The organism is Cycloclasticus sp., from assembly GCF_019090545.1.
Taxonomy (GTDB): Bacteria; Pseudomonadota; Gammaproteobacteria; order Methylococcales; family Cycloclasticaceae; genus Cycloclasticus; species Cycloclasticus pugetii.
The window spans coordinates 79,217-95,578 of the sequence record NZ_JAHRVT010000026.1 but is presented as its reverse complement, the minus strand read 5'-3'; the positions used below and the strand labels follow the sequence as shown (position 1 = coordinate 95,578).

The following is a 16,362-nucleotide window of genomic DNA, read 5'->3' as shown; positions in this document are numbered from 1 at the left end:
CCACTGATTAAACTAAAAGTTATAGGATAAGCATGTAGAGCCGAGGGCGGAGTGCTTGCGGACGCGGGTTCAATTCCCGCCACCTCCACCATTTACCAGTCTAACACAGACCAAGAAAGTCCAAGAAACCCTGCTATGTAGCAGGGTTTCTTGCATCTAGCACCCCAACCCACCCACCTCGATCTATTCGCATCACATCTCAAATTGGGCAACATTAGGGGCAACAAGTCTTATCAAAATTGAGTTGCCCCCATATGCCATTAACCAACATAAAAATTAAAAATGCTAAGCCGCGTATAAAATCTGACGGAAGCACAACAACAAAAATTTGCCGTTTTTCAGGTAAAAAAGGCTTACACCTTGAGGTTGGTCTGAATAGCTGTCGAAAACTTTACTAAACTGCCGCTTGTGCAAAATCCGGCTGCATTCCAACACCTCAATGCTCGAGTATAAACGCCTCTCCACATCTCTTTTTCGCCCTTCCCTCACCCCTACAAACTGCTAAATAAGCCTGAGTTTTCTATTTAAGTTCACTCTTAACCCTGCCTTAACCCTACTTTTGACATACTAAACTCAAGAAAACTTTAAAACATGGGAGTGTTTTATATGAATAGAGTGATTCAATCGCTCGGCCTATTCGCAATATCTTTGGTATTAAACGCATGTGCGAACTTAGGTAATAAACAGCTTAGCGAATCGGCTCTGAATACAACGGGGCAAATGGTGACATGGCAAGCACAGGATGCTACTGCCGAAGATGCCAGCCAACTAACTGATTTGGTTGATATTGAGGCAATACCAAACCTTACGAATTTTATTCAAGAGGCATTAAATAATAATGCCAATTTACAACAAACATTAGTGACGTTACGAACGGCTCAGGTTGCTATCGATGTCGCAGAAGCAGACCAAAATGTTAATTTAAGTGCTGGAAGCAGTGCTAGCAAAGCAAAGAATGAGAATTCTGGCTATAGCAACAACCTTAATATCAGCTGGGAGCTGGACTTATGGCAAAAGATCAGCAATGGTGTCAGCGCTGCTAACTTTCAGGCAGCAAGTGCTGAAGCTGCATACCAATCAGCTCGCGACAGCTTGGTGGCCAATGTTTTACGTGAATATATTAATATTTTAAGCCAGCAACAGTTATTGAATATAGAACGCGCTCGGCTAACAGTATTTGAAAATAATGAAACGGTTATTTTAAACCGTTACCGCACCGGCTTGGGCTCATTAGATGATTTGGATACGGCCAGAACAAGCAGTGCCACCATACAGGCAACACTTGCTCAATATGAATATAACTTAGCAACGGCTAGGCGTACACTTGCGGTGTTGTTAGGTCGACAAGATCAAAGCCTAACCGAGCTAGATCAATCCTCTAGTTTTCCTGATGTACTGCTCCCTTTAGCGAACCTACCCAAGCAAAATCTATCGCGTAGACCAGATTTACAAGCGGCTTATTACACACTCAAAGCATCTGAATTTGAAGTTGATATTGCTTATAAAGCTTTATTGCCCAGTATTAACCTTTCAGCTGCATTAAGCGATAGTGCTAGTTCTGCTACTGACGCCTTATTTACTAATCCATTATGGAGTTTACTTGGGCAGATGACAGCGCCGTTGTTTCAAGGTGGAGCACTACGCGCGCAGGTGGAAATAGAAAAACTAGCCTCTGTGGACGCTTGGTGGCTATATCAAGAGTCGCTATTAAACGCGGTACAAGAAACACAAAACGCACTAGACAATGAACGGGCATTAACTGACATAAAAAAATATACCAGCATGGCCATTGATAATGCCGAACGAAGCGTTAAAACCATTGAAGGCCAATACCGTCAAGGACTGGCCAATATTCTTGATTTAGTGTCGGTGTACAACAGCCGATTCGACTTACAAAGCCAGCTCATTCAGCTGCAAGCATCACAACTTCAAAATCGTATTAACTTAGGCCTAGCACTAGGCCTTGGAGTGCCCTATGAAAAATAAAAAACTTTTTGTCAGTTTAATTGCACTAGCAACTATTGTTATCGCCATCACTTATACCCTGATGAATATGAACGCTGGAAAAGCAAACAAGCCTCGGGGCAATCAGCCGGCAAATAAGGACAATAGCCGTGTTGAAGTTGATAGAAGCACAACTTCTGCCAAGCCGCCGCGAAACCTGCCAGCGCAAACCGAAAAAGATCGCAATAACAACGCTAGCGAAACCCAAGCTGATGCAACTAAAAGAAACAGTGATAATTCTCAAGCGCAAGTTGGTATTTATAAAGTGTCTGCCGCTAGCTATCATGCCGTTGTTAAAGGCTATGGCGAAGTTCAACCCGTTGACAGCTTAAGCTTAATCGCTCAAGTAAATGGACAGATCGATAAAATAGCCGCTAATTTTAAAACCGGCGCTTTAGTAAAAGCAGGTGAAACACTGGCATTTATTAATAAGACTCCCTACTTAAAAGCCTTAGCAAGCGCTCAGTCAGACTATCAAGCAGCCGTTGTATCGTTGGAAGAAGAACGTTTACTTGGCATACAAGCACGTGATGAATGGAATCGTTCAGGTCTAGATGGTGACCCTGCGTCAGATCTGGTTTTAAGAGCACCACAATTAAAAGCTGCTCAGGCGGCATTAGAAAAAGCTCGGCAAACCGTGGCATCGGCAACACGTGATGTAGCGTTAACTGAGGTCACAGCACCCTTTGATGCACTGGTTATTAGCCGAGAGGTATCACCCGGTAGTTATATTCAAACTGGAGGGGCTGTCGCAAAACTATATTCTGTCGATAGTGCCGAAATAGCCATTGGTTTATCGCCTAGTCAATGGACATTGCTACCCAGTTATACCTCGCAAGCTGAACTAGACTGGCCAGTTACCTTGTTGGATGCTTCAACAAATATTCAGTGGCAGGCCAATGTATCTCGTGTAGAACTTCATCAAGATATGACCACCCGACAACGAAATGCGATTGTTAGTTTAAACAAACCACTTACCCAACAACCCCCACTCCTTTTGGGTAGTTTTGTTAGTGCTCAAATACAAGGCATTAAATTAGATAATATTTGGAAAATACCCGCTTCATCTGTCTCTCAAAAACAAGAAGTCTGGTTTATTTCACCGAACAACAACACCTTGCAAAAATTTACCCCAAACGTGTTATTTGAAAATAAAGGTTTTGCATTTATCAGCCCATACCAACAACTTAAAAATGCGCTCATCGTTTCTCGGCCCTTAAACAGCTATTTGGCCAACACTCGGGTGCAGGCTGTTATTGAAGCAACGACTGGAGAATCAAATAATGACTGAGCACAAGGGCATTATTGCTTGGTTTACTCAAAACCCTGTTGCAGCCAATTTACTGATGGTTAGTTTAATCATTCTTGGTTTAGTCTCCATGAATGACATTCGAAAAGAAGCCTTTCCGAGTATGGAGCCTCGCTTTATTACCATCTCTATGGTCTACGATAGTGGTGATGCAGAACAAGCAGAAGAAGGCATTGCAATAAAAATTGAAAATGCCCTAGAAGCCCTCCCAGGTATCAAACGGATTACTTCAACGTCTCTTGCCAACGGATCAACGGTACAAGTTGAAAAAGAAACCGAATATGACCTCGATGTGCTTTTTACTGACATTAAGGCCGAAGTAGACAGTATTTATAATTTTCCATCCGATGCAGAAAAACCTGTTATAGAGAAAGCCCGCCGGCAACAACACGCCATCTGGGTGCAACTTTATGGTGATGTAGACCACAGCACTTTGCAATATTTAGGTGAACAACTTGAACGTGACTTACTTGCAAAGTCTGACATCAGAGACGTAAATGCCAGCATCTTTATTGACCCCATGATCTCTGTTGAAATCGACGAAGCCAAATTACAGGCTTACGGTTTATCCCTTTCTTCGGTGTCGGAGGTTATTAACCAAGAGTCTAATACCGCCCTAACCACCAGTTTGCGCAACAAAGAAAAAGTCATTCGCTTAAAAGCATCAGAACAAGCCTACTACGCGAAAGACTTTGCTGATATTCCACTGATTACCCATTCAAATGGCGTGGTACTGACGGTTGGCGATATAGCCAAAGTGACTGATATATTCGCCGATGACAGCTACAAACTATCGCGTTACAACGGCAAAAATGGTTATGGCATTCAAGTGATGATGGATGAATACGGTGACATCACCAGCATGGTAAAACAAGCCCATGAAGTGGTTGAAGCCTGGCATCAAAAAGGCTTACTACCTGAAGACGTTGAACTGGAAACTTGGTACGACAAAAGCATCATGATCACCGAGCGTTTAAGCCTGCTAACCAATAATGCTTTAATGGGAGTAGCGCTGGTTTTTATAACCCTCGCGTTATTTCTAAATTTACGTGTCGCTTTTTGGGTTGCAGCCAGTTTGCCGTTTATTTTCTTTGGCACCTTGTATTTCATGACCGGCAACTACACCGACATGACATTAAATGAAATGACGACCTTTGGCTTTATTATGGCATTAGGTATTGTGGTGGATGATGCAGTTGTTATAGGCGAAAGTGTTTACTCTACGAGAAAACAGCATGGCGACACCGTGGATAACACCATATTAGGCACCCATAAAGTTGCTATACCGACGTTATTTGGTGTGCTAACAACGGTCGCCACGTTTTTTGCCTTATCTAATGTGTCGGGTGGTTTAGGTACCTTGTATTCACAATTCGGCACGGTTGTTACCCTGTGTTTATTGTTATCGGTGGTTGAGTCAAAACTAATTTTACCGGCGCATTTAGCCCATTTGCCCACCAAACAGCAAACAAGAACCGGCTTAGCAGGCATCTGGAATAAAATACAAACAGCCGCTGACAATGGCTTACAGTGGTTTAACTATCGTGTATACAAACGACTGCTTAAGCTTACTATTGCGTATCGTTATGCGGCCATTCTATTTTTTATTGCTGTTTTTATCATTGTTATCAGCTTGCCGCTTACCGGTGCGGTACGTGTTAGCTTCTTCCCAAGCATGCAAGGTGATACCATCACAGCCAATATGGCTTTGCACAGTGACGCGAGTTTTGGTCAAAATGAAAAGAACTTATTAACGCTAGAGCAAGCAGTATTGGAAGCTGACAAACAATTATTGCAAGAAAAGAATAAATCAGGAACCGGCATTGGTAGTTTGCAAATATTAGCAAATGGCGACCAAAGTGGCAGCCTCACTATTTCGCTAGATGAAGCCAAGCCCTATTCTTTGGATGAACTATCCGCACGCTGGAATCAACTAGCGGGAAACTTAGAAGGCGTAAAAAGTTTAAAAATTCGCTCTCGTCGTGAAATGGTGGAAGGCTTTAAAGTTGAGCTTAAAAGCATTAATGAAGATACCCTGACGGCGGTGAACAACGCCTTTATAGAAAAGCTATCTGAAATCAATGGCGTGTATGCCATCGAAAGCTCTTTAACGCCAGGCGAAGCGATGATGCGTTTTGAGCTAACGCCTCAAGGACGCGCCATGGGGATGGACACCAGAAGCCTGTCCCAACAGCTGCTAAAAGCATTTGGCGGTGAAGTTGTTCAACGTTACCTGCGTGATAAAAATGAAGTTAAAGTGAGGGTGCGTTACCCAGAAAAAGACCGAATGAATCCCTCCGATGTATTAACAACGCAAGTACGGTTAGCCGATGGCACGGTTGTTCCTTTAAGTGTCGTAGCCAGCATTATTCCCGATGTACAACAAAAACAGGTGGTGCGTATTAACGGGCTACGAGCACTCACTGTAAGCGCATCGGTTGACGGCGATCTGATTACTTCTACTGAACTGGTCAACGACCTAAAAGAAAGTTTTGCTCCTCAGCTGGAACGACAATATCAGGACTTATCCTTGTATTTTGCCGGAGAAGCCGAGGAGCAAGCCGAAACACAAAGCTCAATGCAAAGCGTATTTATTCTCGCTTTATTGTCTATTTTTGCGCTGTTGGCTATTCCATTAAAATCATATGTGCAGCCATTAATTATAATGACCGCCATCCCCTTTGGAATAGTTGGCGCCATTATTGGGCATTGGTCTAACGGGCTCATGTTGAGCTTATTATCACTCAATGGCGTCTTGGCGCTAAGCGGTGTCGTGGTGAATGATAGTTTATTGCTAGTTTCACGTTTTAATACCTTACGTAATGAAGGCTTAGCGATAGAAGCCGCTGTTATCGAAGCGTGCACAAGTCGTTTGCGCGCTGTACTACTCACCTCTATCACCACATTTGCAGGCTTATACCCAATATTAGGCGAAACATCGATGCAGGCACAATTTTTAATCCCTGCGGCAGCATCACTGGGTTATGGTATTTTATTTGCTACGGTAATCACGCTTTTATTAACCCCCGCTTTATTGTTAATTTACGATGATATCTTTCGTGTCTTTAACCGTGCGTTATCGAACCAGCCGTTAAGCAAAATGAAGCAGCCAACAACAGAAAACAACCAGAGCTAGAACGATCAATGCACACTGGAGAGCAGATGATACGAGTATTATTGGTAGAAGATAATTTAGGCCTTGCAGGCAATATTATTGACTATTTAGAGTTGGAAGACATGGCCTGCGATCATGTCGCTAACGGTATTGCCGCTTTGAACTTAATGAATGCACAAAGATTCGACGTTATCATCCTTGATATCAACCTGCCAAAAATGGATGGGTTTCGTGTCTGCGAACATGTAAGAAATCAAGGTGATGACACCCCTATCATCATGCTAACTGCCAGAGACAAGCTAGAAAGTAAACTAGAAGGCTTTCAAATGGGTGCCGATGATTACTTAGTGAAACCTTTTGAGATGGCTGAGTTAGTCGCCCGCGTGATCACACTGTCGACACGACGTTCTGGACAAATAAGAAAACTCCAATTTGGTAATGTTTCTTTAGATCTAAAAGCACAAATCGCCTCTGTTAACGAGAGCCTTTTAAAGCTCAGCCCAACCACCTTTAAAATCCTTCAAGTACTACTTCGTGAACAAGGTAATGCCGTCAGTCGCCAGCGCCTTATCGATGCCGTTTGGAAAGATGAAGCGCCCGAAAGTAATACCTTAAAAGTGCATATTCATAACCTACGAAAATTGCTGGCTCAAGGCGACTCTAATATAGAGGTAAAAGCACTTCCAAACGCTGGTTTTTGTGTTGCTTTAACAAGCTCACCGTCCTCAAAAGTTGCAGACGATAATGACATTGAGCAAACCGATAACAAGCAGGAGCGCAGATAGTATGGTGAATGATTTACGACTTAGTTTACGCCGTTATATTTTGTGGTCATTATTTAGCCTTGCAGCCATTTTGATCATTCTTTTTTCAATTCAAAACAGTGATAGTTTTTTTGATGGCATGGACGGCATGCTAAAAAGAACCATGATTCGTGTTGCTGAAAGGGCTGAATTAGATACAAGCGGTAGTGCAAAAATTCTTGATTTTTACATTTCAGATCAATACAACAAGTTACCTGAAAAAATTCGCTCAAGCTTTAAACCCACCGACTTTCAGCCATACGTATTGTTAAAAAACATTAACAAACCGAATTGGTTTAAAAGACCGGAATCCGCACAGTTTGCCTTGCTGGCACGCTTACCAAATGGCGATATTCGCTATGTATCACAAGCTTTTGAGGCCCCACCCACTCGTCAAACCAGACCTTTTCATATCAATCGCATTATCTATAACATACTGCTTGGTCTGATTGCTCTGGCTTCTTTTGCGCTTGCTTTGCAGTTTCTTATGCGCAGCGTCACAAGGCCAGTAGAAAAGCTTCAACAATGGGCCGCTAAGCTTGACGAGAAACAACTCGACTCACCCATTCCTTCATTTAAATACAAAGAACTAGATGCCCTTGCACATATTATTCATAACAGTTTGCAAGATGTTCGCACGACGTTATACCGCGAAAGAGAGTTTGTTAACCATGCCAGCCATGAATTACGCACCCCTATTGCCGTTATTCGCAGCAGCAGTGAACTTTTGCAAAGAGTTGTCGATCCTGACAATATTAAAGGCAATAATGCCATTGCTCGCATTGATCACGCCTCAAAAACGATGGCCGATTTAACCGAAACACTGTTATGGCTAGGAAGGGATACAAATGAAACCCTGCCGCTAAACGCCATCAATGTTAAGACAATGATAGAACAGATCAGTGAAAATTTAATGTACCTACTGTCAGGTAAAGAAGTCACCGTTAACTGTCATTTAGAAAACCGTGAGCTAACTTTGCCTAAAACAGCCACTGAAATAATCATAGGGAATATCATCCGTAATGCATACCAACATACTTATTGTGGCTCGGTAAAGATAAACCTTAATAGTCAAATACTTACTGTTATAAATAAAGAAAAAAGTAGCCCACGTGCACCCAACTATATTGAAAAAGAAAACCTAGATGATGGCTATGGTATAGGCATTAAGCTAATCGATAAATTAGCTACAAAATTGGGCTGGTCTTATCATCATCAGGTGTTGAATAACGGTTATCAAGTGGTTCTTTCATTTTGCACAAGACAACAAGCTTCTGATCTTTAGGCCATGTAAGTACGAGATAGATTAGTTAACTAAAATAGCTTCTATTTTCATATACCCAGCCTTACACATTTAATCTGTGTCTGTTAGTATCTGTAATATTTTTTTTGTTTTTTCTTCCATTAAGGCTATATTTCCACGCGACTCAACATTTAAACGCACAACCGGTTCTGTGTTCGATTGCCTTAAGTTAAAACGCCAGTTATCAAACTCCAGGCCAATGCCATCTGTTTCATCTATTTTATTTGCTTGTGCCTTAAATGCTTCAAGAACACGCTTTATTGAAGCATCTGGGTCAATTAATTGACTATTGATTTCACCCGATGATGGAAATGCGGCTATTCTTTCTGCCACCAACTCTGAGAGTTTTTTATTTTTAGTGCTTAATAAGCCAATAATCAATAACCAAGGAATCATGCCGCTATCGCAATAAGCAAAGTCTTTAAAATAATGATGTGCACTCATTTCACCACCGTACACGGCATCTTCTTTTCGCATACGTTCTTTTATGAATGCATGCCCCGTTTTGCTCATAATAGCTTCACCACCTGAGGACTTAACTATATCAATGGTGTTCCAAGTCAGGCGTGGGTCATAAATTATTTTTTCACCTGGATTATTGACTAAAAAAGCCTCCGCCAACAAACCAACAATATAATAACCTTCAACAAACTCACCATTTTCATCAAACAAAAAACACCGATCAAAATCGCCATCCCATGCTATTCCTAAGTCTGCTCCGTGCGCCTTGACTTGATTAGCCGTTGCAGGACGGTTTTCAACCAATAAAGGGTTAGGAATTCCATTTGGAAACAGGCCATCAGGCTCGTGGTGAACCTTAATGAATTCAATTGGAATAGACGCCGCGTTAAAACGTTGCTCAAGAGCATCAATCACATGTCCAGCTGCTCCATTCCCCGCATTGACAACCAACTTTAGTGGCCTTAATTTTTCCGGCTGCACATAACTAAGCAAGTGATAAACATATGCATCCAGCGTAGAAATTTGCTCCGAACCACCTCTTAAAGCGTAATCAATAGCAGGAAAATCATTTTCTTCTGCCATTCGTTGAATTTCTTTTAAACCTGTATCACCACTGATCGGCTTTGAGTCCTCTCGCACCAATTTCATGCCATTATAATTAATAGGGTTATGGCTCGCTGTTACTTCAACACCACCATCAACTCCTAGATACTTTGTAGCAAAATAAACCTCTTCTGTACCCACCATACCGATGTCAACAACATTGACTCCCGCATCTTTCAACCCATTTGCAATGGCTTGTTTCAGCGCTGGGCTTGTCTCACGGATATCACCACCGATAACAATCTTCTTTGCTTTCAAGAACGCACCAAATGCTCTGCCAATTCTATAAGCAATTTCTTCGTTAAGCTCTACGCCAAGTTGACCTCGAATATCGTAGGCTTTAAAACACGTTAATTTACTCGTCATTACATTTTCTTTTTATTAAAATTAAAATTACAACGTCGCTTTCTCTTATAGCATAAGTATATGCCATACACCTTTTATACCTAGTAGGCGTTAAGACATCTAAAATGGAAATAGACCAAAGAGTATTTAGTTAGATTAATACTTTATGGGAATTTTCTTGTGACTACAGTGCCCCATAAGCCTTTTTAAAAGGGTAGTTTTTTCGTAATTCAAATAGTATCATTAGTTGATGGTTATTCGGTAGTTGTTACTAACCTCAATTTAATACGACCAATCTACCCTCCTTACTAACTCTCCACTATTTAATTTAACTAAAGGACAATCATGGAAAAAATCAAGTGCGCATTGATTGGATCTGGCAATATTGGCACAGATCTTATCTATAAAATTCAAAGAAGCCCTTACCTTGAACCTGTTTGGATGGTAGGTATTGATCCAGAGTCTGAAGGTTTGCTCCGCGCTAAAAATATGGGCCTCAAGGTAACCTCTGATGGTGTCGATGGTTTATTACCTCATGTGCTTGAAGACAATATTCAAATAGCCTTTGATGCAACCAGTGCCTATGTTCACGCTGAAAACAGCCGTAAACTTAATGAGCTTGGCGTGTTAATGATTGATTTAACACCAGCCGCTATTGGCCCCTTATGTGTCCCACCCGTTAACTTAAGCCAGCATACTGAAAAACTTGAAATGAACGTAAATATGATTTCATGTGCAGGGCAAGCCACTATTCCTATTATCAGCGCGGTATCAGGCATTCAATCTGTTGAGTATGCAGAGATTGTGGCCAGCCTTGCTTCAAAGTCTGTTGGCATTGGTACTCGTGAAAACCTTGACGAGTTCACTTATACAACCTCCAGTGCTATTGAAACGGTTGGCGGTGCTCGTAAAGGCAAGGCCTTAGCGATCATTAACCCTGCTGAACCCCCACTTATTATGCGTAATACTATTTACTGTATTACCGATGATAAACCACAGGAAGACAAGATCGTTGAGTCCATCCTAAATATGATTGAAGAAGTTAAAAAGTACGTCCCAGGCTACAAGCTTATTAATGGGCCTATTTTTGATGGCAATAAAATTTCTGTGTTTATGGAAGTTGAAGGGCTTGGTGACTATTTACCCAAATACGCTGGCAACCTTGATGTAATGACTGCTGCTGCCACTAGAACGGCAGAGATGTTCGCGGAAGAAATTCAAAATGGAACAATAACTCTTAAACCTGTGGAGGCTGCGTAATGTCAGAGTCAACAACCGAAAAACTAAGCTCATTAGATGGCCGCAAAGTTATTTTACATGACATGTGCCTGCGTGATGGCATGCATGCCAAGGGTGAACAAATTTCTGTTGAAGAAATGGTTCGCGTTGCAACCGCATTAGATGATGCAAACGTTCCATACATTCAAGTCACACATGGTGCAGGGCTGGGTGGTAATTCATTGCAGCATGGCTTTTCAATGGCCACTAATGAAGAATACATTTCTGCCGTCGCCCCTTTAATGAAGCAAGCTATTGTGTCGGTTTTGCTGATTCCTGGAATGGGCACGATGAAGGAACTTCAATCCGCTTATGATGCAGGTGCACGTAGTGTTCATGTCGCCACGCATTGCACGGAAGCAAACACATCACCTCAACACATCGCTTTTGCTCGCAAATTGGGCATGGATACTACCGGCTTTTTAATGATGGCCCATTTAAATACTGCTAAAGGCCTTGCCGAACAAGCCGCACTGATGGAGTCTTACGGCGCACAAACTGTTTACCTAACCGACTCGGCTGGTTATATGTTGCCTGAAGATGTTACCCGCTGTATTTCAGCCTTACGCGATACGTTAAAGCCTGAGACAGAAATCGGCTTTCATGGTCATCACAACCTTGGAATGGGCATTGCAAACTCTATTGCAGCTATTGAAGCAGGCGCTAGCCGAATTGATGGTTCAGCAGCTGGTTTGGGTGCTGGCGCAGGCAATACACCATTAGAAGTTTTTGCCGCTGTGTGTGAGCGCATGGGCATCGAAACAGGTATTGATCTATTTAAGCTCATGGATCTGTCAGAGAATATTATTCTGCCATTAATGGATCATGTTATTCGTGTTGATAGAGAGTCATTAACCTTAGGCTACGCCGGTGTTTATTCAACTTTCTTATTACATGCTAAACGTGCTTCTGAACGATTTGGTATTCCGGCTCGCGATATTCTCGTTGAACTGGGCAGAAAGAAAATGATTGCAGGCCAAGAAGATATGATTGTTGATACGGCGATGACAATGGCTAAACAACGAGGCATAGAAATTACTACCAGCGTGTAAGAAACAACGCTAGGAACAGTATAAAAAAAGCCTTGCCATTAAAATGGCAAGGCTTTTTTATTAGTTAATATAAAACTAAATTTAAAATACTTAAACGCCTAAAGCATCTCTGGCCAACGAACTGCCCGACCCTTGCAATGGCCCTAATGGGTTTTTGCGTGACTTTTCAGAATCTAGAAACGGCACGCCACTCCAAATTTTATAAACAGCTACGCCATTATCTAACACAATCAGCGCATCAAAACGCCAACCCGTTTCTATTGTTTTACGCTTAAAGCCCAACAAATCATTAAACACGCTACCCACGCGTTTTCTTTTAATAATACCCGGATGCGCCTCATAGGCAATACAGGCCTCTTGCTTCATCAAACAATTTCTAACACTTACTGGTAGGTGCTCCAATTTAACAGAATTAGTTGGCATAAATTTTTGCAGAATATCTAAGTACGACAGTATTTTTACGTTTGGTGTTGAGTAAGGATTAAAGCCCAATTGCTGTAACTCTTCGATTGTTGTTTGGTTAAGAATAATTTTATCGTATGCAGACATGGCCTGTTTGAAGCTATTCCAAGGCGATTTAGTCACATCTTCTGTTCTAGGAAGCGGGCTGCCGCAGGCTGTTAGGAAGAAAAAAACCAATAAACAAAGCAATAAACGATGCTCTCTCCCATTTTTCATTTTGCTAACCCTTTTTTTATTTGAATTTTATTAACTGCTTACCTTAAAGAATAGCTGATTCTTATTAATTTGCGCATCCTTTAAGCGCTTAATTCATCAACAAAATGGGTGATTACCGCTCTTGTTCGGTTAATCTCCAATTTTTAAACATAAAAGTTTATAATAACCACTTTATCTCTGATAGAAGGTTTAGATGAATGCAATCTAACACCCCGACTATCCCAATTGAAGGCTCTAAAAATGACATCCCAACCTACCTTAGGCTTCGCTGACTTAGCGTTGTCTACTCCTGTAATGGACGCTCTAAAACGCATCGGTTACGAACAACCCTCTCCTATTCAAGCTGAAGCAATACCACATTTGCTAGATGGCCATGATTTAATTGGTACAGCACAAACGGGTACTGGTAAAACAGCCGCATTTGCTTTACCCCTTTTATCAAAAATTGACTTAACAGTCAGCGGCCCGCAAGTATTAGTGCTAGCACCCACACGTGAACTAGCCATTCAAGTTGCTGAGGCATTTAAAACCTATGCTAGCTCAATGAAGGGCTTCAATGTGTTGCCAATTTATGGCGGCCAAGCGATGGATACCCAATTAAGGCAACTGCGCCGTGGCGTACACGTTGTTGTTGGTACACCAGGCCGTGTAATGGATCATTTACGCCGTAAGACGTTAAAACTAGATAACCTAAAAACCATCGTCTTAGATGAGGGCGATGAAATGCTAAGAATGGGTTTTATTGAAGATGTAGAGTGGATTTTAGAACAAACACCAGAGCAGCGACAGGTTGCCCTATTCTCTGCAACCATGCCTGCCCCCATTCGACGTGTTGCCGACAAATATCTAAGCTCACCAAAAGTCGTTAAGATTATTTCTAAAACATCAACCGTTGAACGCATTGAGCAACGTTTTTGGATGGTTAGCGGCTTACATAAACTAGATGCTTTAACGCGAATCCTTGAGGTTGAAGACTTTGACGGCATTATTATGTTTGTCCGCACAAAAGCATTGACCGTAGAGTTAGCTGAAAAACTCGAAGCCCGTGGCTATTCCGCCTCGGCTATTAATGGTGATATGACCCAAGCGCTTCGTGAACGAACCATTGATCAATTGAAAAAAGGTCAAATTGACATTCTGGTTGCCACCGATGTAGCGGCCCGCGGCATAGATGTTGCCCGTATCAGCCATGTTGTGAACTATGACATCCCTTATGATACAGAAGCCTATGTTCACCGTATTGGGCGTACTGGTCGCGCAGGTAGGACAGGCAAGGCGATTTTATTTGTTGCACCACGCGAACGTCGCCTACTACGTGCTATTGAAAACGCTACCCGTCAGCCAATCAAACCCATGGAGTTACCAACTCGCCAACAAGTTAATGAAAAACGAGCTAACGACTTTAAAGCAACACTGACACAAGTGATGTCGAATAAGAAATTAGATTTTTTCCACCAGCTTATTCAGTCCTATATAGAAGAACACGATGCTGACCCGATTCAACTAGCAGGGGCATTGGCCTATTTGGCTCAAAAAGACAAACCATTGATGCTTGAGGAATCCTCTAAAAAATCATCAGCCAAAGAAGGAAAAAGCCCTCGTCAAGACGCCTCAATTAAAGGTGAAAGAAGAAGCAAATCATTGCGCCCAGATAAAGATGATTTACCCAAAAGTAAACGTGGCAACCCCAAAGTGCCGATGGACAACTACCGCATTGAAGTTGGAAAAAACCACAATGTTATGCCGGGTGATATTGTTGGCGCCATTGCCAACGAAGCAGATGTTGAACCAAGGCACATCGGCCATATAGAGCTCAATGAAGACCACAGTTATATTGAATTGCCCGTTGGCATGCCAAAAATTGTTTTTCAAAGCCTGAAAAAAATTCGCGTTCGAAATCAGCCGCTTAATATCGAGCGAACCGATCATGTAGCAAAGCCTGCCGCAACCTCGGCGAAACCCGCTAAAGGTAAGAAAAAAACGTACACTAAAAAACCTAAAAAGAAAAAAACCAAGTCGTTTTAAACTTAAGTATGGACGAAAGAATTACAGAGCTTGAAATAAAAGTGGCATATCAAGAAGACACGATCCAACAATTGGATCGTGTTCTTTGTCAGCAGCAAGATCAAATAGACTCGCTCAAAAAACAAATCAAAGAGCTAACAAACCGCTCTCAAGAAACATCCACGGACACGAAAAGCCTATTTTCCGCCTTGGATGAAGTTCCGCCACATTATTAGAAACAACCGATACTCAACTAACAGATAAACCTAATCATGAGCATAAACTGGTATCCAGGGCATATGCATAAAGCCCAAAAGGAGATTAAACAGCGCCTCCCCGAGGTGGATATGTTTATTGAAGTACTGGATGCTAGAATTCCATACAGCAGTGAAAACCCTATGCTGGCTAGTATTCGTGCTGATAAGCCTTGTATTAAAATTCTAAACAAAACGGATTTAGCTCAAGCCGATAAAACAAAAGCTTGGCAGGAATACTTAGAACGCAACAAAAACACAAAGACACTGGCATTAAACTTAAATCAACCGAATAAAAGTGAACAAATATTCTCACTTTGCCAAAAACTAGTGCCAAACAAAGGTACAAAAATATCCCCTATTACCTGCCTTATTACAGGTATTCCTAATGTTGGAAAATCTACATTAATCAACACATTAGCAGGAAGAACCATTGCCAAAACGGGCAATGAACCCGCCGTCACTCAAACACAACAACGGATTGACCTAGGCAATAATATAATCTTATTTGACACACCCGGCCTACTTTGGCCAAAAGTAGAAAACGAAGACAGCGGCTATCGTTTAGCCATCACAGGGGCCATCAAAGATACGGCTATTGAATATGATGATATCGCTTATTATGCCGCTGAGTATTTTCTAAAAGAACACCCCGATGCCTTAATGGAACGCTACTCGCTAGATGAGCCACCAAAAAATGAAACTGCCCTACTTGAATCCATCGGTAAAAAAAGGGGAGCTTTAGTCTCTGGAGGTCGTGTCAACCTCAATAAGGCTTCTGCTATTTTTATTCATGATTATCGAAGTGGAACCTTAGGTAACATCACACTGGAAACACCTAAAATGATTGAGCTTGAGGTCGCTAAAACTGAAAAAATACTAGCCGAAAAAGCTGCACTAAAAGCCGCTCGAAAAAAGAATTGGAAAAATAAAAAATAATAGCTGATCTTAGTTTCATCTAATAACGCTTATTAGATCAGTGCGCATGTTTTTCATTTCTTGCAGTTACCCCATATCCACCTATTTATAATGCCCTTTCAATGGCCGTTTGCGCCTATTACACAGGCTCAAAAACAAACTTGCCTACGTCGCCTGATCAGGTCGGGCACAATTAAATTCAGAGTCACATTTGCTAATTAAGGTTTGCGATCC

12 protein-coding genes and 1 other RNA gene are annotated in these 16,362 nt (G+C 41.8%); 11 read left to right on the top strand and 2 right to left on the bottom strand.

The genetic code is table 11. From position 1 onward, the window contains the following. The 6 genes from ssrA to KUG63_RS06270 all read left to right on the top strand — a co-directional run. Positions 1-91, top strand: a transfer-messenger RNA (tmRNA) gene (gene ssrA / locus KUG63_RS06295); the annotation flags it as partial. A gap of 515 nt (positions 92-606) precedes the next feature. Further along, positions 607-1,986 carry a TolC family protein gene (locus KUG63_RS06290; RefSeq protein ID WP_073023335.1) on the top strand — a complete coding sequence of 460 codons (1,380 nt, stop codon included), beginning with the start codon at positions 607-609 and terminating at the stop codon, positions 1,984-1,986. Further along, complete coding sequence (locus KUG63_RS06285; protein ID WP_073022932.1) at positions 1,976-3,295, top strand: efflux RND transporter periplasmic adaptor subunit; 1,320 nt, start codon at positions 1,976-1,978, stop codon at positions 3,293-3,295. The genes KUG63_RS06290 and KUG63_RS06285 overlap by 11 nt, the downstream gene beginning before the upstream one ends. Beyond that, positions 3,288-6,449: an efflux RND transporter permease subunit gene (locus KUG63_RS06280; RefSeq protein WP_073022933.1), complete on the top strand. Its 3,162-nt coding sequence runs from the start codon at positions 3,288-3,290 to the stop codon at positions 6,447-6,449. Before KUG63_RS06285 ends, KUG63_RS06280 begins: the two co-directional genes overlap by 8 nt. Positions 6,450-6,475: 26 nt before the next feature. Beyond that, positions 6,476-7,213 carry a response regulator transcription factor gene (locus tag KUG63_RS06275; protein ID WP_073022934.1) on the top strand — a complete coding sequence of 246 codons (738 nt, stop codon included), beginning with the start codon at positions 6,476-6,478 and terminating at the stop codon, positions 7,211-7,213. A 1-nt stretch (position 7,214) separates the two neighbouring features. Beyond that, on the top strand, positions 7,215-8,516 hold the full coding sequence (locus KUG63_RS06270) for a sensor histidine kinase (RefSeq protein ID WP_073022935.1): 1,302 nt from the start codon (positions 7,215-7,217) through the stop codon (positions 8,514-8,516). 69 nt (positions 8,517-8,585) lie between these two features. On the opposite strand, the gene KUG63_RS06265 is transcribed toward KUG63_RS06270, so the two are convergent. Further along, positions 8,586-9,965, bottom strand: a complete 1,380-nt coding sequence (locus KUG63_RS06265) for a phosphomannomutase CpsG (protein ID WP_277641993.1) — start codon at positions 9,963-9,965, stop codon at positions 8,586-8,588. A gap of 321 nt (positions 9,966-10,286) precedes the next feature. Here KUG63_RS06265 and KUG63_RS06260 point away from each other — a divergent pair, with 321 nt between their 5' ends. Both KUG63_RS06260 and dmpG read left to right on the top strand, forming a co-directional pair. Beyond that, positions 10,287-11,204, top strand: a complete 918-nt coding sequence (locus tag KUG63_RS06260) for an acetaldehyde dehydrogenase (acetylating) (RefSeq protein ID WP_269465065.1) — start codon at positions 10,287-10,289, stop codon at positions 11,202-11,204. Further along, on the top strand, positions 11,204-12,274 hold the full coding sequence (gene dmpG / locus KUG63_RS06255) for a 4-hydroxy-2-oxovalerate aldolase (protein WP_020932274.1): 1,071 nt from the start codon (positions 11,204-11,206) through the stop codon (positions 12,272-12,274). Before KUG63_RS06260 ends, dmpG begins: the two co-directional genes overlap by 1 nt. Positions 12,275-12,364: 90 nt before the next feature. Here the strand turns inward: dmpG and KUG63_RS06250 are convergent, their stop codons facing one another. Then, a complete protein-coding gene (locus KUG63_RS06250; protein ID WP_020932273.1) occupies positions 12,365-12,952 on the bottom strand; it encodes a hypothetical protein in 588 nt (195 codons plus the stop codon). A 240-nt stretch (positions 12,953-13,192) separates the two neighbouring features. Between KUG63_RS06250 and KUG63_RS06245 the strand changes: the two genes are divergently transcribed. The 3 genes from KUG63_RS06245 to ylqF are packed head-to-tail and all read left to right on the top strand — an operon-like array spanning position 13,193 to position 16,149. After that, complete coding sequence (locus KUG63_RS06245; protein WP_277641991.1) at positions 13,193-14,977, top strand: DEAD/DEAH box helicase; 1,785 nt, start codon at positions 13,193-13,195, stop codon at positions 14,975-14,977. Positions 14,978-14,985: 8 nt separating this feature from the next. Beyond that, complete coding sequence (locus tag KUG63_RS06240; protein ID WP_277641990.1) at positions 14,986-15,192, top strand: SlyX family protein; 207 nt, start codon at positions 14,986-14,988, stop codon at positions 15,190-15,192. Between the two features lie 36 nt (positions 15,193-15,228). Further along, positions 15,229-16,149 carry a ribosome biogenesis GTPase YlqF gene (ylqF, locus tag KUG63_RS06235; RefSeq protein WP_287554434.1) on the top strand — a complete coding sequence of 307 codons (921 nt, stop codon included), beginning with the start codon at positions 15,229-15,231 and terminating at the stop codon, positions 16,147-16,149. Positions 16,150-16,362: the final 213 nt, after the last annotated feature.

Excerpts from the sequence above, each read along its gene's own strand:
- KUG63_RS06290 (WP_073023335.1), top strand. The coding sequence starts at position 607 with ATGAATAGAGTGATTCAATCGCTCGGCCTATTCGCAATATCTTTGGTA.
- KUG63_RS06285 (WP_073022932.1), top strand. The coding sequence starts at position 1,976 with ATGAAAAATAAAAAACTTTTTGTCAGTTTAATTGCACTAGCAACTATT.
- KUG63_RS06280 (WP_073022933.1), top strand. The coding sequence starts at position 3,288 with ATGACTGAGCACAAGGGCATTATTGCTTGGTTTACTCAAAACCCTGTT.
- KUG63_RS06275 (WP_073022934.1), top strand. The coding sequence starts at position 6,476 with ATGATACGAGTATTATTGGTAGAAGATAATTTAGGCCTTGCAGGCAAT.
- KUG63_RS06270 (WP_073022935.1), top strand. The coding sequence starts at position 7,215 with ATGGTGAATGATTTACGACTTAGTTTACGCCGTTATATTTTGTGGTCA.
- KUG63_RS06265 (WP_277641993.1), bottom strand. The coding sequence starts at position 9,965 with ATGACGAGTAAATTAACGTGTTTTAAAGCCTACGATATTCGAGGTCAA.
- dmpG (WP_020932274.1), top strand. The coding sequence starts at position 11,204 with ATGTCAGAGTCAACAACCGAAAAACTAAGCTCATTAGATGGCCGCAAA.
- KUG63_RS06250 (WP_020932273.1), bottom strand. The coding sequence starts at position 12,952 with ATGAAAAATGGGAGAGAGCATCGTTTATTGCTTTGTTTATTGGTTTTT.
- KUG63_RS06245 (WP_277641991.1), top strand. The coding sequence starts at position 13,193 with ATGACATCCCAACCTACCTTAGGCTTCGCTGACTTAGCGTTGTCTACT.
- KUG63_RS06240 (WP_277641990.1), top strand. The coding sequence starts at position 14,986 with ATGGACGAAAGAATTACAGAGCTTGAAATAAAAGTGGCATATCAAGAA.
- ylqF (WP_287554434.1), top strand. The coding sequence starts at position 15,229 with ATGAGCATAAACTGGTATCCAGGGCATATGCATAAAGCCCAAAAGGAG.